The following is a 23,559-nucleotide window of genomic DNA, read 5'->3' as shown; positions in this document are numbered from 1 at the left end:
CACTGCCCGTGACCAGCCGGTTGACCAGTCGCGACTGCCTCGGTCGTTGGGGCAGGCTGGCGTCATGGAACTGACCGAGGACTCCTTCCGCGCTCTGGCTCGCAGCTCGCCGTGGCGTTGGCAGGGCCTGCACTTCCGGCGCCACGGCGAGGATTCGGTGGAGGCCTGGGTGAACCGGCCCGGGGTGCTCCGAGTCGTGGATTCCCGAGGGCGTGCCACGGTCGAGCAGAACCGCCTCGAGGACTCCGCGGGTGTCATCGGTGTGTCGTGGACCGAGGGGGAGGTGCCGCCGTCGAAACCCAGGCTGATCCGGCGTTGGCCGCATGAGGTGGAGCCGGTCCGACGTGCCGACGGGCTGGTGGCCGAGCGCCCCGATGACTTCGAGGAGGGCGAGGGCACGTTCGTGGCGATCGAGTACGGCGACCCGATGTATGTGAACTACCACTGGGTGGCGATGCTCGACCCCCGCGAGCTCGGCGACCACACCTCGATCACCGACCTGCGCGCCGACGAGCACCGCGGTCGCCCGGTGTGGCGGGCGCGGGTCAAGCCGGTCGAGGGCTACGACCCCACCTGTGGTTGCTGCGCGCTGCTCTGGTCGGAGATCTCCGACAGGGACGAGTACGACGACGACTGGCCGTTGGACCCGAACCGGGTCCATCCCGAGGCGTATGCCGTCGCACTCGACGTGGAGACCGGCATCGTGGTGCACCTCGAGCCGATCGGGGAGTCGACCGAGGACAACCGTCTCGACCTGGAGATCATCGACGTGACGCCGTGGCCGGCTGGTTGACCAGGTCTGGCTGCTCACGTCTGGCTGCTCAGGTCTGGCTGAAGGGCGTCATCAGCGAGCGCAACAGGCTGGCCAGCTGCTTGCGTTCGCGTGAGGAGAGATCGGCGAGGATCTCGCGCTCGGCGTCGACCAGCGCCTCGAACGCGCCGTCGACCGCGGCTCGTCCCTCGGGGGTGAGCTTGACCAGGACGCCGCGACGGTCGTTGGGGTCGGGGAGCCGCTCGACCAGGCCGCGGGAGGCGAGCCGGTCGACGCGGTTGGTCATCGTGCCGGAGGTGACCAGGGTTTCCTTGATCAGCTTGCCGGGGGAGAGCTCGTAGTTGCCGCCCGCGCGGCGCAGGGCGGCCAGTACGTCGAACTCCCACGACTCGATGTCGTGGTCGGTGAACGCTGTCCGGCGAGCCAGGTCGAGCAGGCGGGCCAGGCGACTGATCCGGCTGAAGACCTCGATCGGGCCGAGGTCGAGATCGGATCGTTCGCGCCCCCAGGCATCGACCAGGTCGTCCACTTCGTCCCGCATGCCGATCAGCCTAACTGATCAAGAATCTTGACATCGAGAAAGTGCTGGGCGAGACTGAAAATGTCTTGATGTCAAGATAAATGGGAGTGTGGATGAGCCACGTATGGGATCCGAGCCAATACCTCACCTATGCCGATGAGAGGGGCCGTCCGTTCTTCGACCTCGTCGGACGAGTCCGTGCCGACGCGCCCGAGAGGGTCGTCGACCTCGGCTGTGGGCCGGGCAACCTCACCACCAGCCTGGCCGTTCGCTGGCCCGACGCGTCGGTCGTCGGCGTCGACAGCAGTGCGGAGATGATCGCCGCGGCACCCACCGGTGCCGGGGTCACCTTCGTGGTCGGCGACCTGCGCGACTGGGCCCGCGACGCCGAGCCCGTCGACGTACTCGTCTCCAACGCGACGCTGCAGTGGGTCGATGGCCACCTCGATCTCCTCCCCGACCTGGCGGCTGCCGTGAAGCCGGGCGGCTGGCTCGCCTTCCAGGTGCCCGGCAACTTCGCGGAGCCCAGTCACACGATCCGCACCGAGCTGGCCGCGGACGAGCGGTTCGCGCCCCACCTGGCCGGGGTCGCGGTGCCCAGCTCCCACGATCCGGCCGACTACCAGCGCCGGCTCGCCGGGCTCGGGTTCGTGGTCGACGCGTGGGAGACCACCTACCTGCACGTCCTGCACGGGCCGGACGCGGTGTTCGAGTGGGTCAGCGGCACGGGTGCCCGGCCGACCCTCCAGGCGCTGCCGGACGACGGCACGCGTGCGACCTTCACGCAGGAGTTCCGGCGTCGGCTCCGCGCGGCGTACCCGCCCGAGGAGGCAGGCGTGCTGCTGCCCTTCCGGCGCGTCTTCGTGGTCGCGCAGAAGGCCCCGGAGGTGTCCGGATGAGGCTCCACCACGTCCAGGTCGCCTGCCCGCCCGGGGGTGAGGACGGTGCTCGACGCTTCTACGGCGACGGTCTGGGCCTCGCTGAGGTCCGCAAGCCCGCCGAGCTGGCGACACGAGGTGGGTGCTGGTTCCGTTCGCACGACGCCCGGGGTGAGACCGTGGCTGAGCTCCACATCGGGGTCGAGGAGCCGTTCGTCGCCGCCCGCAAGGCCCACCCGGCCTTCCTGCTCGACTCGCTCCACGAGCTGGAGCAGGTGGGTGCCCGGTTGCGCGAGCTCGGCTTCGAGGTCGACTGGAACGAGCGCCGCACCTTCGACGGCCACCAGCGGTTCCACTCCCGCGATGCCCACGGCAACAGGGTCGAAGTCCTCGCGCAGGAGGGCTAGTGTCGTTGCCGGAGGCAACTGACATGACCACAGCAACCGGTTCCATCCCCCTTCTGTCGCGGGCGATCGACCAGGCCGGCGACGTGCTCGCGGCTGTCCGCCAGGAACAGTTCTCCCAACCCACGCCGTGTGCCGACTGGGATGTCGGCACCCTGGTCGGCCACCTCACCGCGACGCCGGGCAACTTCCTCGCGGCCGCTCGCGGGGTGGACGTCGACTGGTCCAACGCTCCGGTGCCGGACGCCCCCGGTTGGGCCGAGGAGTTCCGCGAGCGGGGTGACGACCTGCTCCACCACTGGCACGAGGTCGGCGAGGACGGCGCCAACCTGCCCATTCCGATGCAGGTGGCCGAGCTGGCGGTGCATGCCTGGGACCTGGCCCGGGCCGCCGGCTACCCGCGACCGCTCGACGAGGGAGTGGCGCAGTGCGGGCTGGACTTCATGGAGGGCTCGTTGACCGACGAGCTGCGAGGTGAGGCCTTCGGCGAGCGGGTCGAGATCTCCGCGTCCGCGTCGTACGTCGACCGGCTGGCGGCGTTCGCCGGGCGCCAACCCTGATCGGTCAGCCCTCGCTGACCAGTCGGGGCCTCTTCTCGAGCCCGGCGAGTCCGTTCCAGGCCATGTTCACGATGTGCGTGGCGACCACCTGCTTGGCGGGCCTGCGTCCGGCGGCGAGCCACCACTGTCCCGTCGTGCCCATCATCCCGACCAGCATCTGGGCATACATCGGCGCCATCTTGGCGTCCAGTCCGCGCTTCTTGAACTGGTCGACCAGAATGCCCTCGACGCGGGTCGCCGTGTCGCCGATGATCGACTGGAAGCTGGCTCCTTGGGCCCCGATGGGGGAGTCGCGAACGAGGATCCGGAAGCCGTCGGGCTGGGCATCGATGTAGTCGAGCAGTGCGACGGCCGCCTGTTCCAGCAGCACCCGCGAGGTGCCGCTGGTGAGGGCCTGGCGCATCGTCGTGAGCAGCATCGTGACCTCACGGTCGACGATCACCGCGTAGAGCCCTTCCTTGCCGCCGAAGTGCTCGTAGACCACCGGCTTGGAGACCTCGGCCCGGGTGGCGACCTCCTCGACGGAGGTGCCGTCGAAGCCGCGCTCGGCGAACAGTGTGCGGGCGATGTCGATCAGCTGCTCGCGGCGGCCAGCGGCGGTCATCCGGCTGCGTGGCGCCGCCTTGCGGGCGTTGCTGGAGTTCGACATCGCCCCATCCTGACAGGTGCCCGGTGCGGCCGCGCGTGCCCCGGCGGTTTGTGGCCGGCCGCCGGCGGGCGTGACCTGCGCATGCCTTCTCGCACGCGGCCTTCAGGCAGCTGAACCACTGCTGGGTGCGGGACCGGGCCGCGAGGTCGAGACGCTGACTCAGGCAGCGACCTTCGCTTGGTTCTTGACCAGCTTGCCCTCGATGCGTTCCTTGACCGGCCAGCGCACGTCGCTGACCCAGCCCGCCTTCTCGAGCATCCAGATCACCCGGGCGGACACGTCGACCTGCCCCTTCTGCACGCCGTGACGGGCACAGGTCGGGTCCGCGTGGTGCAGGTTGTGCCATGACTCACCGCCCGACGGGATGGCCAGCCACCACACGTTGGCCGACTTGTCGCGGGAGACGAACGGGCGCTCGCCGATCGTGTGGCAGATCGAGTTGATCGACCAGGTCACGTGGTGCAGCAGCCCGACCCGGATCAGCGAGCCCCAGAAGAACGCGGTGAGGGCGCCCGTCCAGGACATCGTGACCAGGCCGCCGATGATCGGCGGAATCGCGAGGGAGAGCAGGGTCCAGAACCAGAAGTCCTTGGAGATGCGGACCAGGTCCTTGTCCTTCATCAGGTCGGGCGCGTACTTGCGCTGCGGGGTCTGCTCCTCGTCGAAGAGCCAACCGATGTGGGCGTGGAACATGCCCTTGCCCAGGGCGCGCACGCTGCTGCCGTACTTCCAGGGGGAGTGCGGGTCACCGTCGCGGTCGGAGAACTTGTGGTGCTTGCGGTGGTCGGCGACCCAGCGGATCAGTGGGCCCTGGACCGCCATGGAGCCGGCGACGGCCAGCGCGATCTTGACGCCACGGTTGGGCTTGAAGGACTTGTGGGTGAAGTACCTGTGGAAGCCGACCGTCACCCCGAGCAGCCCGATCCAGTACATCGGCACGGCGATGGCCACGTCGAGCCAGGTCAGCCAGCCTCCCCACGCGATCGGGACCGCGGCGATCAGCGCGATGAAGGGGACCAGGATGAACAGGGCCAGGGCGAACTGCTCCAGCTTCGACTGTTCGTCCCCGCCACGAGTGGCGAGTTGGAGGTCCTCATCGGGGTGTCTGGTGGACGTGGCCACAAGTGTTCTCCTGCTGCGGTGACTTTCAGTTCTCGCGGCCACCGTAACCTACGCGACCGTAGGTTGGGCAGGGCCGATGTGGCCGGAGCCACCTTCCACCCGGTGGTTACTTGTGGGTAACATGAGGCCATGGTCTCAATTCTGGACATGTGGAACACGATGTCGGCAGTGCCGATGGGCAAGAAGGCGTTCTCGCTGGCCTTCAGTCAGAAGGCGCCGTACTTCGCGACGATCCGGCCGACCTTCCAGGTCGTGGAGCCCAATCACGTGGAGCTCACGATCCCGAAGCGTCGCGCGGTGCACAACCACATCGGCACGGTGCACGCGATCGCGCTGTGCAACGGGGCCGAGGCGGCGATGGGCGCGCTGGCCGAGGTGACGATCCCCAAGGACAAGCGGTGGATCCCCAAGGGGATGGACATCAACTACACCGCGAAGGCCGACTCCGACATCACCGTCGTCGCCGAGACCGACAACGAGCAGTGGACCGGGGACGACCCCGACCTGCACGTGCGGGTCAAGGCGCAGACGTTGGACGGCGTCGAGTGCTTCAACGGCGTGATCAAGCTCTGGGTGACGCCCAAGCCCCCCAAGAAGGGTTGATCAGGCCTTCGAACGTCTGCTGGCCCGCGGGGTCTCACCCCGCCACCACCTCAAGCGCGACGGACGCGGCCGTCAGGCAGCTCCGCCCACGCCACCGGCGGTCGGCCGGTCCTCACGACCCAGCGGTGCCCGGGCTGCCTTCTTGTTGCCGCGGCGTGCCAACCAGCTCGCGACCTGCGAGATGGTCATGTTGACCAGGATGTAGATGACCGCGCCGGCGAAGAAGATCGGGAAGAGCACCTCGCTGCCAAAGCTGGTGGAGTAGAAGTTTCGCAGGGTCTTCACCGTCGTGAGCAGCTCTTCGTAGGTGACGATGTATCCGAGGGACGTGTCCTTGAGGAGCACGACGATCTGGCTGACCAGGGTCGGGAGCATGATGCGCACCGCCTGGGGGAACTCGATCGCGCGCAGGGTGGCCACCGGGGTGAGCCCGATGGCAAGCCCTGCCTCACGTTGACCGCTCGGAAGGGCAACCACGCCGGAGCGAAGGATCTCGGCGATGATGCACCCGTTGTAGAGCGTCAGCCCGATGACCACGGCGGTGAAGGGACTGATCGTGGTGGAGATGACGAACGGCGCGAACATCAGCAACAGGACCGGCAGGCCGCGGAACAGCTCGGTGAAGGTGGCTGCGGGCCAGCTCAGCCAGCGGGTGGGTGAAAGGCGCAGTGCGGTGAGGACTGCGCCGAGGAGAACAGCCAGCACGGCGGCGAGCGCGGCGGCCCTCAGGGTGGCCAGCAGCCCTCGCCCGAGGGACTCCCAGATCTCGGGGTAGGTGAGCACCTCCCAGCTCGGCGAACCGAGGATGCCGTTGTCGGACAACCTCTTGAGGGCGAGGCCGAGAAGCGCGACGAGGACCAATCCGCCGATGATGCTGCCGATCAGGATGCGCCGGCGGGCCCGTGGTCCCGGGATGTCGTAGAGGACGGAGCTCATCGTGCGATCGCCACCTTCCGCTCGAGATGCCCGGCAGCGATGCCGGCTGGGATGGTGATGACGAGATAGAAGAACGCGACTCCGGCCAGGAACCACATGCCCTCGCTCGGGTTCTCGATGGCCAGGGTGCGCCCTTGTCCGAACAGCTCGGTGACGAAGAAGCCCGCCGCCACGCTCGAGTTCTTGGTCAGGGCCACGAAGATGTTGATCAGGGGCGGGACGATGGTGCGCATCGCCTGCGGCAGGATCACCGTGCCGATGCTCTGGCTGAAGGTCATCCCGATCGCGCGGGCTGCCTCTGCCTGACCGGTCGAGACGCTGTTGATGCCGGATCGCACGGCCTCGCAGACGAACGCTGCGGTGTAGACCGACAGGGCCACGTAGGCGCTGGTCTTGAACTCCACCAGGATGTCGACCTGCGGGGCCACGAACACCATGAAGAAGAAGACCAGTGTCAACGGCGTGTTGCGGATGATCTCGACGTAGGCCGCGCCCAACCACCGCAGTGGTGGGATCGGTGACACGCGCATCGTGCCCAGGACCGTGCCCAGGATCAGTGCGGCGATCGCGGCCACCACGGTCAGCTGGATCGTGGTCCAGAACGCCTCGAGGATCAGGTCGAGATTGTCGACCAGCGCGTCCATCTTCCTCCTTGGTGGAGGTCGTCCCGGGATCTCTCCCGGGACGACCAACGCCTGTTCAGGGCCGGATCAACCGTGCCGGATCAGTAACGGTCGACCTTCGGGAACTCGGCCGGCAGGTCGAGCACGGTGCCCGCAGTCTTCTCCCAGGCGTCTTCCCATTCACCGTTGTCGTAGGACTCCTCGATCACATCGTTGAGGAAGTCACGGAACTCGTCGTCGCCCTTCTTGAGACCGATGCCGTAGGGCTCCTCGGTGAACGGGTCGCCGACGAGCTTGAAGTCACCCTCGTTCTGGGCCACGTAGCCCGACAGGATCACGTTGTCGGTGGTGAGCGCGTCGACCTGGCCGTTGCGCAGTGGCTCGAGGCAGTCGCTGTACTCCGCCGGCAGCTCGAGCTTCACCTTGGGGTAGTTGTCCTTGATGTTCTGCGCGGGCGTCGAACCGCGGGCGCTGCACACCGTCTTGCCGTCGAGGTCGTCGACACTGGAGATCTCGTCGTTGTCCGCAGTGACCATGAGCATCTGGCCGGCGTTGAAGTAGGGACCAGCGAAGTCGATCAGCTTCTTGCGATCGTCGTTGATGGTGTAGGTCGCGATCACGATGTCGACGCGACCGTCGGAGATGGAGGTCTCCCGGATCTCGGAGGGCGTGGCCACCCACTCGATGTCACCGGCCTCGATTCCCAGCTTCGCGGCGATGATCTTGCCCATCTCGACGTCGAATCCCTCGGGGTCGCCATCGGGGCCCTTGAGTCCGAACAGAGGTTGGTCGAACTTGGTGCCGATCGTGATCTTCCCGGCATCTTGGAGCTTGGCCATCGTGGTGCCCGCGTCGAAGCTCGTGTCCTCGACGTCGGCGACACCCTCGTCGGCCTTGTCCTCACCGCAGGCTGACAACGACAGGGCCAGGCTGGCCACAATCAGGGCCGCTTTCCATTTGGTTGCGCGCATCGTGCTCCTCCATCTTCGTGGCCGGTGACCCGGCTCGCTTCGCTCTGCAGGTGTGGTCAGTGCTTGAGGATCTTGCCGAGGAAGTCCTTGGCGCGATCGGATTGTGGATTGGTGAAGAACTCCTCCGGGGTGTTCTCCTCGACGATGGCGCCGTCGGCCATGAAGATCACCCGGTCTGCCGCCGTGCGCGCGAAACCCATCTCGTGGGTGACCACGACCATCGTCATGCCCTGCTTGGCCAGGTCGACCATGACGTCGAGGACCTCCGCGATCATCTCGGGGTCGAGCGCCGAGGTCGGCTCGTCGAAGAGCATCACCTTCGGATCCATCGCCAGGGCCCGCGCGATGGCCACGCGCTGTTGCTGGCCTCCGGAGAGCTGGGCCGGGAACTTGGCAGCCTGGTGGCCGATGCCCACGCGGTCGAGGAGCTCCTTGGCGCGTTCTGCGGCCGCGGCCTTCTTGGTCCCGCGGACCTTGATCGGGCCGAGGGTGACGTTCTGCAGGATGGTCTTGTGGGCGAACAGGTTGAAGCTCTGGAACACCATGCCGACATCAGCGCGCAGGGCGGCCAGTGCCTTGCCCTCCTCGGGGAGTGGCTTGCCGTCGAGAGTGATCGATCCTTTCTGGATCGACTCGAGGCGGTTGATGGCCCGGCACAACGTCGACTTGCCGGAGCCCGACGGCCCGATCACCACGACCACCTCGCCGCGCTTGATCGTCAGGTTGATGTCCTGGAGCACGTGCAGCTCGCCGTACCACTTGTTCACGCCGTCGAGCACGACCAACGGCTCGCCAGGTTGCGCAGCCGTGGACTCCTGTTCAGCCAAAGTCATCTGCGTAACCTAGCGGGAAATCCTGTGACGTGGGCCACAAGACCCTCGATGTGCGCCGACTGAAACCGAATTGTGTCCCGGCCCCGCGTGGTCGCCCCACTCGAATGGCTGGCCGTGCGGGTGTCGCCGTACCCTAGAGCCGTTATGACTGAGGCAATCACCGGGGCAAGCACCGCGGCACCACGCACCTACGAAGTCCGCACCTACGGGTGCCAGATGAACGTCCACGACTCCGAGCGGCTGACCGGGCTGCTCGAGACCGCCGGGTACGCCGCCGCTCCTTCCGGCGAGCAGGCCGACGTCGTCGTCTTCAACACCTGTGCGGTGCGCGAGAACGCCGACAACAAGCTCTACGGCAACCTCTCGCACCTCGCGCCGATCAAGGCGAAGAACCCCGACCTCCAGATCGCCGTCGGCGGTTGCCTGGCGCAGAAGGACCGCGCCACGATCACCGAGAAGGCGCCCTACGTCGACGTCGTCTTCGGCACCCACAACATCGGCTCGCTGCCGGTGCTGCTCGAGCGCGCCCGGGTGCAGCAGGAGGCGCAGGTCGAGATCCTCGAGTCGCTCGAGGTGTTCCCCTCCACGCTGCCGACCAAGCGCGACTCGGCGTACGCCGCGTGGGTGTCGATCTCGGTCGGCTGCAACAACACCTGCACGTTCTGCATCGTGCCGGCCCTGCGCGGCAAGGAGAAGGACCGTCGTCCCGGCGAGATCCTCGCCGAGGTCGAGGCCCTGGTCGCCGACGGCGTCACCGAGGTCACCCTTCTCGGGCAGAACGTCAATGCGTACGGCGTCGAGTTCGGCGACCGCCAGGCGTTCTCGAAGCTGCTCCGCGCCTGTGGCGAGATCGAGGGTCTCGAGCGGGTGCGGTTCACCTCGCCGCACCCCGCGGAGTTCACCGACGACGTCATCGAGGCGATGGCCGAGACTCCCAACGTGATGCCGCAGCTGCACATGCCGCTGCAGTCCGGTTCCGACAAGGTGCTTCGTGAGATGAAGCGCTCCTATCGCCAGAAGAAGTTCCTCGGCATCATCGAACGGGTGCGCGCTGCCATTCCGGACGCTGCGATCACCACCGACATCATCGTGGGCTTCCCCGGCGAGACCGAGGAGGACTTCCTCGAGACGCTCCACGTCGTGCGTGAGGCCCGCTTCTCGGGCGCCTTCACCTTCCAGTACTCCAAGCGTCCCGGCACGCCGGCGGCCACGCTCGACGACCAGGTCGCGCCCGAGGCGGTGGCGGATCGCTACCAGCGCCTTGTCGCGGTCGTGAACGAGATCGCCTGGGAGGAGAACAAGGCGCTCGTCGGCACCACCGTCGAGCTGATGGTGGCCGAGGGCGAGGGCCGCAAGGACTCCGCCACCCACCGGCTCTCCGGGCGAGGTCCCGACAACCGGCTCGTGCACTTCAACCCAGCGGTGGTTGAGGAGCGAGGAACGAGCGCCCTTCGAGACGGCTCGTCCCTCGCCTCCTCAGGAACCAACTCGAGACCACTCCGCCCCGGCGACATGGTCACGGTGACGATCACCCAGGCGGCCCCGCACCACTTGATCGCCGACCAGGCGGTGCAGTCCGTGCGCCGGACCCGCGCCGGCGATGCGTGGGAGGGTCGCTCGTCCGCCCCCAAGGGCGTGGGTCTCGGCATGCCGTCGATCGGGGTTCCCGCGCCGTTGCCGGATGCGCCCTCCTGCTCGCCGGCGTGAACCGCCAGCCTGAACCATCTGCCTGCTGGCCGGCCGAACCACCTGCCTGCTTGCCGGCCTGAACCACCTGTCTGAACCGTCTGCGCCCGCTGCTTCACGCGGCGTGCTCAGGTCCCGAGGCCGACGTTGGCGGGTTTGCGCGCGATTCACTGTCACCAGGTGACTGCAATCCACGCGTGTCCCGGTCTGAGTCGCGTGACCTGGCCGGCCTGCAGCTGGTGCACGGCGTGGGTTCGCCGGACCAGCCCTGTCGTTGCAGGATGAGGGCGACCTTGCGTGCGGTGGCGCACGGATCACCGAAGACCTGGCCCCAGCCGAGCCGAACACCGTTGAGCCCGTCGACCGCGGCATCGAGGTCGCGGCGGAGATCCCGATCGCGGTTCTGGGCACCTGAGTGGAAGACCCGTCCATCGAGCTCGACGACCTGGTCGAAGTCTTCGTAGAGCACGTCGCGATAGAGGGTGCCGCGGCTCAGGTCGATCGCCTGACGGACCGCGGTGGGCAGCCCGTGAGGTCGTTCGACGCGCGTCAGGTAGCCGTGCTCGAGGACCGAGCAGGTGCCTTCGGCGACATCGACCAGCACGTCGGCCAGGAACCTGCGGCGGGCGATCTTCTTGCGTTGCCCCAGTGCGTGGAGGAGCCGCGACGCCGTTGTCTGGCGTGCGGAGACCGCGCCGGCCAGCACCGCCACGGCGTCGAGCTCGCTCGCTGACTCGGCGGCCAGGTCGAGCACCGCCTGCTCGATCCGCAGCCGAGGTGGGGAGCGGTTCCACTGCACCCGCGACGAGAGCCCGACCATGCGGTGCAGGATCACGCCGTCTCGCTGCACGATGGTGCGGCGGTGTCCCAGGGCGACGTCGATCGGGTCGTCGTCCATGTCGTTGCGGCGCCCCGGCCCCTGTGCGGCGCGGAGGGCCGAGCCGTGGGACAGCGCAGCAGGCCAGGCATGGTGGACCGCGGCCCACGCCCGCTGGTGCCAGGTCAAGGGGCCGGTGTGGTTCACGTAGACGCCCGGATGAACTTGAACGAGCTCACGCCTGCGCAGGAACCGGCGCAGGTCGTTGTCGGTCAGCCCGAGCGCACGGATCTGTTGACGGCTCACCACGCCGTCCTGCTCGTTGAGCAGTCGTTGCAAGCGTTTCATCCCACGATCGTCGGATGCGGAGATCGTGCGCGCCACGGGCTCTTCCCCGGGCTGTGGAGAACCCGCGTCGTGAGCGTGGGGAGCGGTGCAGCGAGGTGCACGGCTGGGCGACAGGCCCGATGACGCGCGGTTTGCTGTCACCTGGTGACAGCAAACCGCGCGCACCTCTGCCATCGCCCCTCGGCATGGGCGAAACCGCCGGTCGGGACAGGCGGATGAGTCAGATGAGTGGCTCAGGCGGGTTCTTCGGACTCCCCGGTCTGGCCGGCGTCGAGGTCGGCCTCCCCGTTGTCCGGCTCCTGCTGCTTGTCGTCGGGCTCCGTGATCTCGTCAGGAACCGCGTCCTCGCTGATCGCGGGATTGTTGTCGGGGTCGAGGTCGCGGGAGACAGGATCGCCGGGTGTGTCGCCGTACTTCGGGTCGTCGATCGAGTCCACGCCACCGGGGAAGAGCTGCGGTTCCTCGCTCGTGGGCTCGGGCGCCGGCGAGGTGCCTGCAGCGTCGTCCGACGCCGAGGTGTCGGAGTCGGTCGTCTCCTCGGCCTCCGTGGTGGGCTGCTCTTCCTGATCGGACATGAGAACTTCCTCTCGAGCGGGGTCGACGTTGACGAGTCGACCCTAGCCACTTCGTGGTGGGAGGGGCAGGCGCCCGAGGGGCCGGGTGATCAGGAGCTGGTGAAGCCGAACGTCGAGTACGCCGGCACCTGGCCCTCGCGGAGCCCGGTGAGAACCTGGTGCTCGTGGGGGACCACGGGCTCGGGCAGGGCGCTCAGGGGGAACCAGGCGATCTCCACGCACTTCTCCGGCTCGATGACGGTTGGCTCGCCGGACCACGAACGAGCCGTGAAGAAGAAGTCGATGCGCTCCTCGATGGGGGCACCGCCCTGGCTGCGCTGCATGGACGTGACGAAGGTGAGGTCGATGCCGGTGATGCCGAGCTCCTCGGTGGCCTCGCGTTGAGCGGCTGCGAAGGCGGTCTCGCCCTGCTCGACGTGCCCGGCGGCGGCGGCGGCCCAGTGCTGGTCCATGTACCCGGTGTTCTGGCGGAGCTGGAGCAGCACCTCCGTGCCACGCTCACCGTCACGCAGCAGGAACACGTAGGCGGCCGGGATGACGGCGAATCGTTCAACCATGGCGCTGAGCCTAGGGCGCGCGCACCGGCCCACCACGACGAGGCCGCCCTCGGTGGTGCCGGTGTCGTTGGTTCGCCGCGCTCGGTGGTGCCGCTCTCGCCGAGGCCGCCGGACTCGGGCTGGGCACCCTGCAGGTTCTTCAGGCAACCTGCGGGTGGGTCACTTGATGTCGTCGTTCTTCCCGTCGAGGCCGTCGAGTGCGTCCTTGGCCTTGTCGACGACGACGTCGCCCTTGTCGCCGAGCTTGCCGCCGGTCTTGTCGTCGACGAAGTCCTTGGCCTTATCGAGACCGTCGGCGATCTTGTCGCCGTGCTGGTCAACAGCGTCGGACGCCTTGCCCTTCAGCTTGTCCAGGAAACCCATGATCTGCTCCATTCGCTTCGATCGGTCGCACTGCTCGCGACACGACATGTGACTCTGGAAGACTAAGCCCATGTCTGCGGCAGTCTCACCCCACGACGAGATCCCGGTGGTGGCGGTCGTCGGGGCGACGGCGGCCGGCAAGACCGGGCTCTCCCTCGACCTGGCGGAGCGCCTGGGTGGCGAGATCGTCAACACCGACGCCATGCAGGTCTATCGCGGCATGGACATCGGCACCGCCAAGCTGCCTCCTGACCAGCGCCGCGACACCCCTCACCACCTGCTCGACGTCCTGGACATCGACGAGATCGCAACCGTCGCCGACTTCCAACGGCTGGCGAGGAACACCATCGCCGACCTGCGCGCCCGCGAGGTCGTGCCGGTGCTGGTCGGCGGCTCGGCGCTCTACACCCGCGCCGTGCTCGACCGCTTCGAGTTCCCCGGCACGGATGCCGACGTACGACGAGGGCTCGAGGAGGCGCTCGAGGCCGACGGGTCCGGCGCGATGCATGCCAGGCTCAGGGAGCTGGATCCCCAAGCAGCACAGGGAATCCACCCCAGCAACGGACGTCGCGTCGTGCGGGCGCTCGAGGTCGTGATGATCACGGGCGAGCCCTACTCGGCCAGCCTGCCCAGGCTCGCGTACGCCGTGGAGAACGCGCACCAGATCGGTGTCGACATCGACCGGGACACCCTCGACGTACGCATCGGGCAGCGGGTGGAGCAGATGTTCGACGACGGGTTCGTCGACGAGGTCTCCCGGCTGCTGGACCACGGACTGGCCGACGCGGTCACGGCCTCGAGGGCGATCGGCTATCCCGACGTGACGGCGTACCTCGCGGGTGAGCTGACCCTGGAGCAGGCGAAGGAGCGGACGAAGACCGCGACCAGGCGCTTCGCCCGCAAGCAGGACGGGTGGTTCCGCAAGGACCCACGGATCACCTGGCTGCCGTGGGACGCCCCTGACCTGGTGGACCGGGCGGTCGACGCCATCCGCGGGTGAGTCGCCGCAGGTCGCGCCGGTTCCGACGCCAGCACTTGTGTGGTGCTGTTGTCACTCAACACGCGACCAGTCGCCTGCGAAGTGACATGGACACCGCGCTACTCGGTGTGGGGTGAGGGGTGGAGGCCGGGGGCGGAGTGGGCGCACACTGGTCAGATGGTCACGCAGTACTACACCGCATCCAGTCTCGACGGGTTCATCGCCACGAAGGACAACTCGCTCGAGTGGCTCTTCCGCCAGGACATCGACCTGGAGGGGCCGATGGCCTACCCCGAGTTCGGGAAGGAGAAGGGCGCGCTGGTGATGGGGGCGACGACCTATGAGTGGATCTTGGGCAACCACGAGACCTGGGACTACACCAGCCCGACCTGGGTCTTCACCCACCGCGAGCTGCCCGCGAAGAGCGGGGGCGGTGACGTGCACCTCACCCAGGCGCCGGTCGCCGAGGTGCACCGCGAGATGACGGAGGCCGCCGCCGGCAAGAACATCTGGATCGTCGGGGGCGGCGACCTCGTCGGCCAGTTCGCCGACGAGGGGCTCCTCGACGAGGTGTGGGTGCAGTACGCCCCGGTCACCCTGGGTTCCGGCGCGCCGCTCCTGCCCCGCGAGCTGGACCTCGAGCTGGTCGAGGTGGCGCGCAACCGCGACTTCATGTGTGGGCGCTGGTCCGTGGTGCGTTGAGCGGGATGGGACAATGGTCGGGTGACTGACACCGCCTTCGTGAAGGGGCACGGCACCGAGAACGACTTCGTGCTGCTGCCGGACGCCAACGGGCTCCTCGAGCTCACCGCCGAGCGTGTGGTGCGACTGTGCGACCGCCGGGCCGGCATCGGTGGCGACGGCGTGATCCGCGTGGTGCGCACCGACGCGACCGACGACCCCGCAGCCGTCGCCGCCCGGGGCGAGGCGCGGTGGTTCATGGACTACCGCAACTCCGACGGCTCCGTGGGCGAGATGTGCGGCAACGGGGTCCGCGTGTTCGCCCTCTATCTCGCCACCCACGCCTCGATCGATCCGCGTGAGCCGCTCAAGGTGGCCACCCGCGACGGCATCAAGACCGTCACGTTCGCGGCGACCGACGACGGTGACGTCGCGATCACGGTCGACATGGGCGCTCCCACCTTCGGTGCCGAGTCGAAGGTCACCGTCGGCGAGCACACCTGGCCCGCGGTCAACGTCGACATGGGCAACCCCCACGCGGTCACGTTCGTCGAGTCGCTCGACGACGCCGGCTCGCTGCTGGAGGGGCCGACGTACGACGCAACCGTCTATCCCGGCGGCGTCAACGTCGAGTTCGTCGTACGCCGCGGCGAGCAGCACGTGGCGATGCGCGTGCACGAGCGCGGCTCGGGCGAGACCCGGTCGTGCGGGACCGGCGCGTGCGCGGTGATGGTCGCGGCCGCGCAGGCAGACGGTGCCGAGCGCGGCACGGCGTACGTCGTGGACGTCCCCGGCGGGACCTTGAGCATCACCTGGACCGAGGACGACCGGGTGCTGATGACCGGAACCGCGAGACTCGTGGCAGAGGGCATCACCACGCTCTAGGCTCCCCGGCATGGACATCACAGGAGCAAGTGCAATCGTCACCGGCGGCGCCTCGGGAATCGGTGCTGCCGTGGTCCGCCAGCTCGCCGCCAAGGGCGCGAAGGTGGTCGTCGCCGACCTCAACGCCGAGAAGGGCGAGGCCCTGGCGGACGAGGTCGGCGGTGCCTTCGTCGGCGTCGACGTGACCGACACCGAGCAGATCAAGAACGCGGTCGCCAAGGCAGCGGAGCTCGGCCCGCTCCGGGTGCTGGTCAACTCCGCCGGCATCGGCTGGGCGCAGCGCACCATCGGCCGTGACGGCGAGTTCGACTCGGCCCACGACCTGGCTGCCTTCACCAAGGTGATCGGGATCAACCTGATCGGCACGTTCGACGCACTGCGCCTGGCCGCCACCGCGATGAGCCGCAATGAGCCCGACGCCGACGGCCAGCGCGGGGTGGTGGTCAACATGGCCTCGGTGGCCGCCTTCGACGGCCAGATCGGCCAGGCCTCCTACTCGGCCTCCAAGGGCGGCGTCGTCGGGATGACCCTGCCGATCGCCCGTGACCTGTCCTCGGCGGGGATCCGCGTCAACACGGTGGCGCCGGGGCTGATCGACACGCCGATCTACGGCGAGGGCGAGGCCTCGGAGCAGTTCAAGGCCAAGCTGGGCGAGAGCGTGCTGTTCCCCAAGCGCCTGGGCGTCCCGGACGAGCTGGCCAGCATGGTCATCGAGTGCGTGACGAACTCCTACATGAACGGTGAGGTCATTCGCGTCGACGGCGGCATCCGGATGCCCCCCAAGTGAGGCGCGGGCCGGTCTGACCCGAACCTTCGTCGGTCCGAGCGCCCAGGAGCACGCCCATCCGGGCCGGGCCGCCACTGAAACCGTTAGCGCAAGGCCTGAGAGGGGCCTACTCTTGAGGGCATATGACGAACGCATCTGAAGACTTCTCCCTCGACGCCGAGCTCGCCGAGACCGACGCGTGGGACGACGAGGACTTCGAGTCCGGCTACGCCGATGACGTGGTCTCCGCGGACGGACCCGACCCCGAGCTCACCACCGGCGACCAGGACCTGGCCGAGCGCCACGCCCTGCGCCGGGTCGCCGGGTTGCGCACCGAGCTCGAGGACATCACCGAGGTCGAGTACCGCCAGCTGCGCCTCGAGCGGGTCGTGCTCGTCGGGGTGTGGACCGAGGGCTCCGTGGAGGACGCCGAGAACTCGATGGCCGAGCTCGCCCTGCTGGCCGAGACCGCCGGCTCCGAGGTGCTCGACAACGTCTACCAGCGACGGCAGAAGCCCGACCCCGCGACCTACATCGGCCGCGGCAAGGTCGACGGCCTGCGCGAGATCGTCCAGGCCACCGGTGCCGACACGGTGATCCTCGACGGCGACCTCGCGCCCAGCCAGCTGAGGAACCTCGAGGACAAGCTCAAGGTCAAGGCGATCGACCGCACCGCCCTGATCCTCGACATCTTCGCCCAGCACGCGAAGAGCAAGGAGGGCCAGGCACAGGTCGAGCTGGCGCAGCTGCAGTACATGAAGCAGCGACTGCGTGGCTGGGGTGGCAACCTCTCCCGGCAGGCAGGTGGCCGCGCGGCCGGCGGCGAGGGCATCGGTGGCCGCGGCCCCGGTGAGACCAAGATCGAGACCGACCGGCGCCGGATCAACACCAAGATCGCCAAGCTCCGTCGCGAGCTCAAGGCGATGAAGGGCACCCGCGACACCAAGCGCGCCGAGCGCCAGCGCAACGCGATCCCGTCGGTGGCGATCGCCGGCTACACCAACGCCGGCAAGTCGTCGCTGCTCAACCGGCTCACCGACGCCGGGGTGCTGGTGGAGGACTCGCTGTTCGCGACGCTCGACCCGACCACCCGGCGTACGACGACCTCGGACGGCCGGATCTACACGATGAGCGACACGGTCGGCTTCGTCCGCCACCTGCCGCACCAGCTCGTCGAGGCATTCCGCTCGACGCTGGAGGAGGTCGCCGACTCCGACCTGATCCTGCACGTCGTCGACGGGTCGCACCCCGATCCCGAGGGCCAGATCGCGGCCGTGCGCGAGGTGTTCGCCGAGATCGAGGCGAGCAAGGTCCCCGAGCTGATCGTGGTCAACAAGGCCGACGCGGCCGACCCGATGGTGCTGGCCCGGCTCCGGGCCCGCGAACCGCACTCGGTCGTGGTCAGCGCGAAGACCGGGGAGGGCATCCGCGAGGCGCTGGCGCTGATCGAGTCCGAGCTGCCCCGGCCGAGCGTCGCGTTCAGCGCGTTGCTGCCGTATGAGCGCGGAGACCTGATCAACAAGCTGCACCAGCAGGGCGAGATCGAGTCCCTGGAGCACACCGCCGAGGGCAGTCTCGTCAAGGGCCGGGCCCACGAGGGGCTGGCCGGCGAGCTGGCGGCGTACGCCGTCTGAACAAAAGGGCCACGACGTGGGCGTGGCTGGGGGACAATTGAGGCGTGGGGGAGTTCGTGGTCCGGGGTTCGAGGCTGCGCTGGGCGACGCGCGTGGTCGCGTTGGTCGCGATGGCGTCGTTGCTGGCGTTGTCGTACGCCGCGTTCGAGCGCGCCACGAGTGAGGACGTCTCCAAGTGCGAGCGCTTCTCGCTCGCCTCGCAGGCGCGCGAGGCCGTGGTCACCGGCACCGGGCAGCGGGTCGTGGTGATCGGCGACTCCTACTCCGCCGGACTCGGCCTCGACGACCCGGCCCGCTCGTGGCCACGTGAGCTGAACGGCGAGGTGCACGTCCACGGCTTCTCCGGCTCCGGGTTCAGCGCCCACGCCAGCACCTGCGGAAACGTCTCCTACGCCGATCGCGCGGCCCGCGCGGTCCGGGACGGAGCCGACCTCGTCGTGGTCCAGGGCGGCCTGAACGACGTGCGCTCCAGCGACGCCGCGATCCGCGCCGGCGTACGCCGGGTGCTGGCGCAGCTGCAGGGCCTCGAGGTGGTCGTGGTCGGCCCGGTCCCGGCCCCGTCGCGGATGCCCGCAGCCGCCCACGTCGACAAGGTGCTGGCCCGGGAGATGAGCGCCGCCGGGGTCCGCTACCTGTCGATGATCGACCTCGACCTCGACTACCTCGACGGCGATCTCCACCTCACCCCGCAGGGCCACCGCGAGCTCGGTGCCGCGGTGGCGGACGCCCTGGCCGGCTGATTCCCCGCTCGGGCCCGGAGCCCGGGGGCAGCCGTGGTCGCAGAAGGTAACGGATTCATTTCGGCTGGATCCCGATTCGTGGTGACTTGGAGGTGTGGGGGAAGATGTCGCTCATGTCACGTGGCGCATTCATCCGACTCCTGCTTGTCCTCGGTCTCCTCGCCGGATGTGTGGCCATCGCCATGAACGTCAAGCCCCGGCTGGGGCTCGACCTGCGCGGTGGAACGCAGATCATGTTGCAGGCCGAGAGCACGGACCGGGTCGAGGCGAATGCTGAGTCGGTCGATCGTGCGATCGAGATCCTCCGTGGTCGAGTCGACGCCCTCGGTGTCTCCGAGCCGACCCTGACCCGCGTCGGTGAGGACCGCATCCTGGTCGAGCTCCCCGACCTCCAGGACCCGTCCCGTGCGGTCGAGGCGATCGGCAAGACCGCCCAGCTGAGCGTGCACCCGGTGGTGGCCGCGGCCGCGTCCAAGGACGCGAAGCCCACCAAGCCCGGTGACGAGATCCTCCAGGACACCGACTCCGGCCAGTTCCTCGAGCTGGCCCCGGCCCAGCTGACCGGTGAGGACATCGAGGGCGCCGACGCCGGCACCCGGCAGGACGGGGTCGGCTGGCAGGTGGCGGTCGACTTCACCGGCAAGGGCAACGACGCGTTCGGTGACCTGAGCGCCAAGGCGGCCTGCGCCACGGGCGACGCCAACCGCATCGCGATCGTCCTCGACAAGGAGATCATCTCCTCGCCGACGGTCGACGTGTCCTGTGGTGGTCGCATCGACAACGGCACCAGCATCACCGGCAGCTTCAGCGAGAGCGAGGCCAAGGACCTGGCCATCCTGATCGAGGGCGGCGCCCTGCCGATCCCGGTCAAGATCATCTCGCAGAGCACCGTGGGCCCGACCCTCGGTGACGCCGCCATCAAGTCCTCCGCCGAGGCCGGCGTCATCGGCCTGATCATCACCGGCCTCTTCATCATCATCGTCTACCGCTTCGTGGGCTTCCTCGCCGCGATCGCGCTGACCTCCTACGCCGTCCTCTCCTACGCGATGCTGCTGGCCCTGGGGTCCACGCTGACCCTCCCGGGCCTGGCCGGCTTCGTGCTCGCCATCGGTCTGGCCATCGACGCCAACGTGCTGGTCTTCGAGAGAGCGAGGGAGGAGTATGCCGAGAACCCGAAGGCCGGCATGCGCCGTGCCCTCCAGATCGGGTTCAACAAGGCGTGGACAGCGATCATCGACTCCAACGTCACCACGCTGCTGGCTGCCCTGCTGCTGTTCCTGCTGGCCTCCGGGTCGGTCAAGGGCTTCGGTGTCACGTTGGCGATCGGTGTCATCGCGTCGATGATCTCCGCGCTGGTGATCGCCCGCGTGCTCACCGAGATCGGCGTGACCACCAAGTTCGTGGCCAAGCGTCCCCAGATCACCGGTCTGGCCAACGTCGGCCGGGCACGCACCTGGTTGACCAAGAAGAACCCGAACATCATGGACAAGGGCAAGCTCTGGCTCGGCATCTCGGGTGCCGCCCTGATCCTCGCGCTGGTCGGCATCTTCGGCCACGGCCTCAACTACGGCCTCGAGTTCACCGGTGGTCGCTCGCTCGAGTACACCACCCAGAAGGCGATCACGGCCGACAAGGCGCGTGACGTGGTCTCCGGCGTCGGCCTGCCCGAGGCCGTCGTGCAGATCGTCAAGGGCAGCGACGACGTCGAGCGGGTCTCGATCCGCGCCGGCGACATCTCCGACGCCCAGAAGGCGGAGATTGAGGAGGGGCTGGCCAACGAGGCCGGCAAGACCACGCAGTACAGCGACGACACGGTTGCGGCCAGCCTGGGCCAGGAGCTGAAGGAGAAGGCGCTCTGGGCGTTCATCATCGCCCTGATCGCGCAGATGATCTATCTGGCCTTCCGGTTCCACTGGACCTTCGCCGTGTCGGCCGTGGGTGCGATGTTCCACGACGTGATCATCGTGACCGGCATCTTCGCGTGGCTCGACAAGCCCATCGACGGCATCTTCCTCGCCTCGGCGCTGACCATCGTCGGTCTGTCGGTCAACGACACCGTGGTCGTCTTCGACCGGATTCGAGAACGCTGGCAGGGAACCCGGACCGGTACCTTCTCCGAGGTCAGCAACACCGCCTGCATCGAGACGATGCCGCGCACCATCAACACCGGTCTCGGCGCCATGTTCATCCTGGCCGCGCTCGCGTTCCTCGGTGGCGACTCGCTGCAGGACTTCGCGATCGCGCTGCTGCTGGGCCTGATCATCGGTACCTACTCCTCGGTGTTCTCCGCGACCCCGGCGCTGATCTACCTGCAGAAGCTCTCGCCGTTCTCGCGGGAGAAGAAGCAGAAGAAGGAGCGCAACCCGGAGGACTCGGGCGCCGTCGTCTGATCCCGGCTCGCTGCGCGCGTCGCGTCGTACGCCGGCACCTGGGCGCGTCGTACGCCGGCACGTGCGCGCGTCGTGCGTCGGCTCGTGGGTGGTGCTGGTGTCACTCCGCACGTGACCAGTCGCTGGTGGAGTGACACGGACGCCGCGTCGCACGCGCGAGGACACCCGGGACTGCACCCGGGGCGACAGCGGGTGTCCGTGGTGGCGGCTAGGGTTTCGGGGTGCCGGCAAGCCCGATGGATGCGACTGGAGTGAGCGATGACTGAAGCAGCCGAGACCACCAAGGTGGCCGCGCTGCTGGGCGAGGCGGTCGAGGCCCTGGGTGGGCAGGAACGTCCCGGCCAGGTCCAGATGGCCGACGCGGTGGCCCGGGCGATGACCGACGACGAGCACCTGCTCGTCCAGGCCGGCACCGGCACCGGCAAGTCGCTGGCCTACCTCGTGCCCAGCCTGATGCACGACAAGCGCGTGGTCGTCGCGACGGCGACCCTCGCCCTCCAGCACCAGCTCGTCGAGCGCGACATCCCACGCCTGGTCGATGCGCTCAAGGCCAAGCCCGGGATCGACACGTCCTTCGCCGTGCTCAAGGGCCGCTCCAACTACGCCTGCCTCCACCGGGTGCGTGAGGGCGCGCCCGACGACCAAGGGGCACTGGTGGAGCTGCCCAGCGGTTCCATGGGCGCCGAGGTGCTCAAGCTGCGCGAGTGGGCCGAGAAGGAGTCCGAGACCGGCGGCACCGGTGAGAAGGACAACGCGCCCCGCCACACCGAGAAGGTCTGGCGGCAGGTCTCCGTCAGCCACCGCGAGTGCCTGAGCAAGGCCAAGTGCCCCTTCGGGGAGGAGTGCTTCGCCGAGCGCGCTCGCGAGAAGGCGGCGGAGTCACAGCTGATCGTCACCAACCACAGCCTGTTGGCCATCGACGCCATCGAGGGCGTCCCGATGATCCCGGAGTACGACGTCGTCGTGGTCGACGAGGCGCACGAGGTGACCGCCCGGATCACCCAGGCGGCCACCGACGAGCTGAGCGTGGGCGACCTGGAGCGCGCCGCGCGCCGGGCCCAGCGCTACGTCGAGGGTGACGAGGCCAACGACCTCGACGATGCTGCCGGCAGCCTCCAGGACGCCATCGCCCGCACCGAGCCCGGTCGCATCGACCGCATCGACGAGCAGCTCGCTGATGCGCTGGTGCTCGTGCGCGACGCCGCCCGGGCCTGCCTCAGTGCCATCCCCAAGGACTCCGGGGAGGAGGGCGACCCCGGCAAGAACCAGGCCAAGGGAGGAGTGCAGGAGGTCTTCACCACCGCCGAGCGGATGGCCGCCGACCTCGACTCCGACGTGCTCTGGCGCAACGACCGCGACCCCTCGCGCGGCGGCCCGCAGCTGTGCGTGGCGCCGCTCCAGGTGTGGGGCCCGATGCGCGACAAGCTGCTGAGCGACAAGACGGTGGTCTTCACCTCGGCGACCCTGATGCTCGGGGGCGACTTCAGCACGGTCGCCTCGTCCCTCGGGCTCAAGGCCGACGAGCGCATCGCGACCACAGAGACCTCGCCCCGCACCGAGGACGTGCTGCCCTGGCGTGGCATCGACGTCGGCTCGCCGTTCAACTACGGCCAGCAGGCGATCCTCTACGTCGCCCGGCACCTGCCCCCGCCGGGTCGTGACGGACTGGTGAGGGCGCAGCTCGACGAGATCGTCGACCTCGTCGACGCCGCCGACGGGCGCACCCTCGGCCTGTTCTCGAGCAAACGGGCCGCCGAGGCCGCCGCGGAGGAGGTGCGCAAGCGTCTGCCCCACCTGACTACGCTCGCCCAGGGTGAGGCCCAGCTGGCGGAGCTGCAGAAGCAGTTCGTCGCCGATCCGCACACCTGCCTGTTCGGCACGCTCAGTCTCTGGCAGGGCCTCGACGTGCCGGGGGAGACCTGCCAGCTGGTGCTGATCGACCGAATCCCGTTCCCGCGTCCCGACGACCCGCTGATGTCGGCGCGCCAGAAGGCAGCCGACCGTTCAGGCGGCAACGGGTTCATGCAGGTCGCGGCCACCCACGCCGCGTTGCTGCTGGCCCAGGGCACCGGCCGACTGATCCGGACCACCGCTGACCGAGGCGTGGTCGCGGTGCTCGACCCCCGCCTGGTGACGGCTCGCTACGGCAACTTCCTCAAGGCCAGCCTGCCCCCGATGTGGACGACCGCCGACCCCCAGGTGGCGCGCAACGCGCTCAAGCGGCTCGCGGCCGGCTGACCGGGACGCGCCGCGGGCCAGCTCGCGAC

General features: G+C 68.6%; 25 protein-coding genes. 14 read left to right on the top strand and 11 right to left on the bottom strand.

Translation table 11 applies throughout. From position 1 onward, the window contains the following. Nucleotides 1-64 precede the first annotated feature (64 nt). Entirely contained in the window at nt 65-793 is a 729-nt protein-coding gene (locus ncot_RS16390; RefSeq protein ID WP_168618566.1) for a hypothetical protein, read from the top strand. A gap of 28 nt (nt 794-821) precedes the next feature. On the opposite strand, the gene ncot_RS16385 is transcribed toward ncot_RS16390, so the two are convergent. Beyond that, on the bottom strand, nt 822-1,313 hold the full coding sequence (locus tag ncot_RS16385; RefSeq protein ID WP_168618565.1) for a MarR family transcriptional regulator: 492 nt from the start codon (nt 1,311-1,313) through the stop codon (nt 822-824). 92 nt (nt 1,314-1,405) lie between these two features. Between ncot_RS16385 and ncot_RS16380 the strand changes: the two genes are divergently transcribed. The 3 genes from ncot_RS16380 to ncot_RS16370 are packed head-to-tail and all read left to right on the top strand — an operon-like array spanning nt 1,406 to nt 3,134. Then, nucleotides 1,406-2,191 carry a methyltransferase domain-containing protein gene (locus tag ncot_RS16380; RefSeq protein WP_168618564.1) on the top strand — a complete coding sequence of 262 codons (786 nt, stop codon included), beginning with the start codon at nt 1,406-1,408 and terminating at the stop codon, nt 2,189-2,191. Continuing rightward, complete coding sequence (locus ncot_RS16375) at nt 2,188-2,577, top strand: VOC family protein (protein ID WP_168618563.1); 390 nt, start codon at nt 2,188-2,190, stop codon at nt 2,575-2,577. Before ncot_RS16380 ends, ncot_RS16375 begins: the two co-directional genes overlap by 4 nt. 23 nt (nt 2,578-2,600) lie before the next feature. Continuing rightward, a complete protein-coding gene (locus ncot_RS16370; protein ID WP_168618562.1) occupies nt 2,601-3,134 on the top strand; it encodes a TIGR03086 family metal-binding protein in 534 nt (177 codons plus the stop codon). Between the two features lie 4 nt (nt 3,135-3,138). On the opposite strand, the gene ncot_RS16365 is transcribed toward ncot_RS16370, so the two are convergent. Next, nucleotides 3,139-3,783, bottom strand: coding sequence for a TetR/AcrR family transcriptional regulator (locus tag ncot_RS16365; RefSeq protein WP_168618561.1), 645 nt, complete (start codon nt 3,781-3,783; stop codon nt 3,139-3,141). Between the two features lie 159 nt (nt 3,784-3,942). Next, nucleotides 3,943-4,905: an acyl-CoA desaturase gene (locus ncot_RS16360; RefSeq protein WP_168618560.1), complete on the bottom strand. Its 963-nt coding sequence runs from the start codon at nt 4,903-4,905 to the stop codon at nt 3,943-3,945. A gap of 129 nt (nt 4,906-5,034) precedes the next feature. On the opposite strand from ncot_RS16360, the gene ncot_RS16355 reads away from it, so the two are divergent. Then, complete coding sequence (locus tag ncot_RS16355) at nt 5,035-5,508, top strand: hotdog fold domain-containing protein (RefSeq protein WP_168618559.1); 474 nt, start codon at nt 5,035-5,037, stop codon at nt 5,506-5,508. Between the two features lie 72 nt (nt 5,509-5,580). On the opposite strand, the gene ncot_RS16350 is transcribed toward ncot_RS16355, so the two are convergent. The 4 genes from ncot_RS16350 to ncot_RS16335 all read right to left on the bottom strand — a co-directional run bounded on the left by ncot_RS16350 (nt 5,581) and on the right by ncot_RS16335 (nt 8,823). Next, nucleotides 5,581-6,444 (bottom strand): amino acid ABC transporter permease, encoded by an 864-nt coding sequence (locus ncot_RS16350; RefSeq protein WP_168618558.1) that lies wholly within the window; start codon nt 6,442-6,444, stop codon nt 5,581-5,583. Continuing rightward, the gene (locus ncot_RS16345) at nt 6,441-7,088 is read right to left on the bottom strand and encodes an amino acid ABC transporter permease (protein WP_168618557.1); all 648 of its coding nucleotides are present in this window, start codon (nt 7,086-7,088) and stop codon (nt 6,441-6,443) included. The genes ncot_RS16350 and ncot_RS16345 overlap by 4 nt, the downstream gene beginning before the upstream one ends. A gap of 80 nt (nt 7,089-7,168) precedes the next feature. Next, nucleotides 7,169-8,038: a glutamate ABC transporter substrate-binding protein gene (locus tag ncot_RS16340; RefSeq protein WP_168618556.1), complete on the bottom strand. Its 870-nt coding sequence runs from the start codon at nt 8,036-8,038 to the stop codon at nt 7,169-7,171. Between the two features lie 56 nt (nt 8,039-8,094). Beyond that, nucleotides 8,095-8,823 (bottom strand): amino acid ABC transporter ATP-binding protein, encoded by a 729-nt coding sequence (locus ncot_RS16335; RefSeq protein ID WP_206065401.1) that lies wholly within the window; start codon nt 8,821-8,823, stop codon nt 8,095-8,097. A gap of 192 nt (nt 8,824-9,015) precedes the next feature. Between ncot_RS16335 and miaB the strand changes: the two genes are divergently transcribed. Then, nucleotides 9,016-10,578 carry a tRNA (N6-isopentenyl adenosine(37)-C2)-methylthiotransferase MiaB gene (miaB, locus tag ncot_RS16330; protein ID WP_168618554.1) on the top strand — a complete coding sequence of 521 codons (1,563 nt, stop codon included), beginning with the start codon at nt 9,016-9,018 and terminating at the stop codon, nt 10,576-10,578. A 94-nt stretch (nt 10,579-10,672) separates the two neighbouring features. On the opposite strand, the gene ncot_RS16325 is transcribed toward miaB, so the two are convergent. From ncot_RS16325 to ncot_RS16310, 4 genes are all read right to left on the bottom strand, one after another. Next, the gene (locus tag ncot_RS16325; protein WP_168618553.1) at nt 10,673-11,722 is read right to left on the bottom strand and encodes a type IV toxin-antitoxin system AbiEi family antitoxin domain-containing protein; all 1,050 of its coding nucleotides are present in this window, start codon (nt 11,720-11,722) and stop codon (nt 10,673-10,675) included. 233 nt (nt 11,723-11,955) lie between these two features. Further along, nucleotides 11,956-12,297 carry a hypothetical protein gene (locus ncot_RS16320; protein ID WP_168618552.1) on the bottom strand — a complete coding sequence of 114 codons (342 nt, stop codon included), beginning with the start codon at nt 12,295-12,297 and terminating at the stop codon, nt 11,956-11,958. A gap of 89 nt (nt 12,298-12,386) precedes the next feature. Continuing rightward, nucleotides 12,387-12,854: an NUDIX domain-containing protein gene (locus tag ncot_RS16315; protein ID WP_168618551.1), complete on the bottom strand. Its 468-nt coding sequence runs from the start codon at nt 12,852-12,854 to the stop codon at nt 12,387-12,389. A gap of 159 nt (nt 12,855-13,013) precedes the next feature. After that, nucleotides 13,014-13,217, bottom strand: a complete 204-nt coding sequence (locus ncot_RS16310; protein WP_168618550.1) for an antitoxin — start codon at nt 13,215-13,217, stop codon at nt 13,014-13,016. 70 nt (nt 13,218-13,287) lie between these two features. On the opposite strand from ncot_RS16310, the gene miaA reads away from it, so the two are divergent. The 8 genes from miaA to ncot_RS16270 all read left to right on the top strand — a co-directional run bounded on the left by miaA (nt 13,288) and on the right by ncot_RS16270 (nt 23,530). Next, entirely contained in the window at nt 13,288-14,217 is a 930-nt protein-coding gene (gene miaA / locus ncot_RS16305) for a tRNA (adenosine(37)-N6)-dimethylallyltransferase MiaA (protein ID WP_168618549.1), read from the top strand. 156 nt (nt 14,218-14,373) lie between these two features. Then, nucleotides 14,374-14,898, top strand: a complete 525-nt coding sequence (locus ncot_RS16300) for a dihydrofolate reductase family protein (protein WP_168618548.1) — start codon at nt 14,374-14,376, stop codon at nt 14,896-14,898. A gap of 21 nt (nt 14,899-14,919) precedes the next feature. Next, nucleotides 14,920-15,762, top strand: coding sequence for a diaminopimelate epimerase (gene dapF, locus ncot_RS16295; protein WP_168618547.1), 843 nt, complete (start codon nt 14,920-14,922; stop codon nt 15,760-15,762). Nucleotides 15,763-15,772: 10 nt separating this feature from the next. Then, a complete protein-coding gene (locus ncot_RS16290; RefSeq protein WP_168618546.1) occupies nt 15,773-16,549 on the top strand; it encodes an SDR family NAD(P)-dependent oxidoreductase in 777 nt (258 codons plus the stop codon). A 122-nt stretch (nt 16,550-16,671) separates the two neighbouring features. Continuing rightward, nucleotides 16,672-18,162, top strand: coding sequence for a GTPase HflX (hflX, locus tag ncot_RS16285; protein ID WP_168618545.1), 1,491 nt, complete (start codon nt 16,672-16,674; stop codon nt 18,160-18,162). Nucleotides 18,163-18,206: 44 nt separating this feature from the next. After that, a complete protein-coding gene (locus tag ncot_RS16280; protein ID WP_168618544.1) occupies nt 18,207-18,902 on the top strand; it encodes an SGNH/GDSL hydrolase family protein in 696 nt (231 codons plus the stop codon). Between the two features lie 113 nt (nt 18,903-19,015). Continuing rightward, nucleotides 19,016-21,292, top strand: coding sequence for a protein translocase subunit SecD (gene secD, locus ncot_RS16275; protein ID WP_168618543.1), 2,277 nt, complete (start codon nt 19,016-19,018; stop codon nt 21,290-21,292). 258 nt (nt 21,293-21,550) lie between these two features. Continuing rightward, nucleotides 21,551-23,530, top strand: coding sequence for an ATP-dependent DNA helicase (locus ncot_RS16270; protein WP_168618542.1), 1,980 nt, complete (start codon nt 21,551-21,553; stop codon nt 23,528-23,530). The last annotated feature ends 29 nt before the right edge of the window (nt 23,531-23,559 follow it).

This window comes from Nocardioides sp. JQ2195, from assembly GCF_012272695.1.
In the GTDB taxonomy this organism is placed as follows: Bacteria; Actinomycetota; Actinomycetes; order Propionibacteriales; family Nocardioidaceae; genus Nocardioides.
This window is presented reverse-complemented; position numbering and strand designations above follow the sequence as displayed.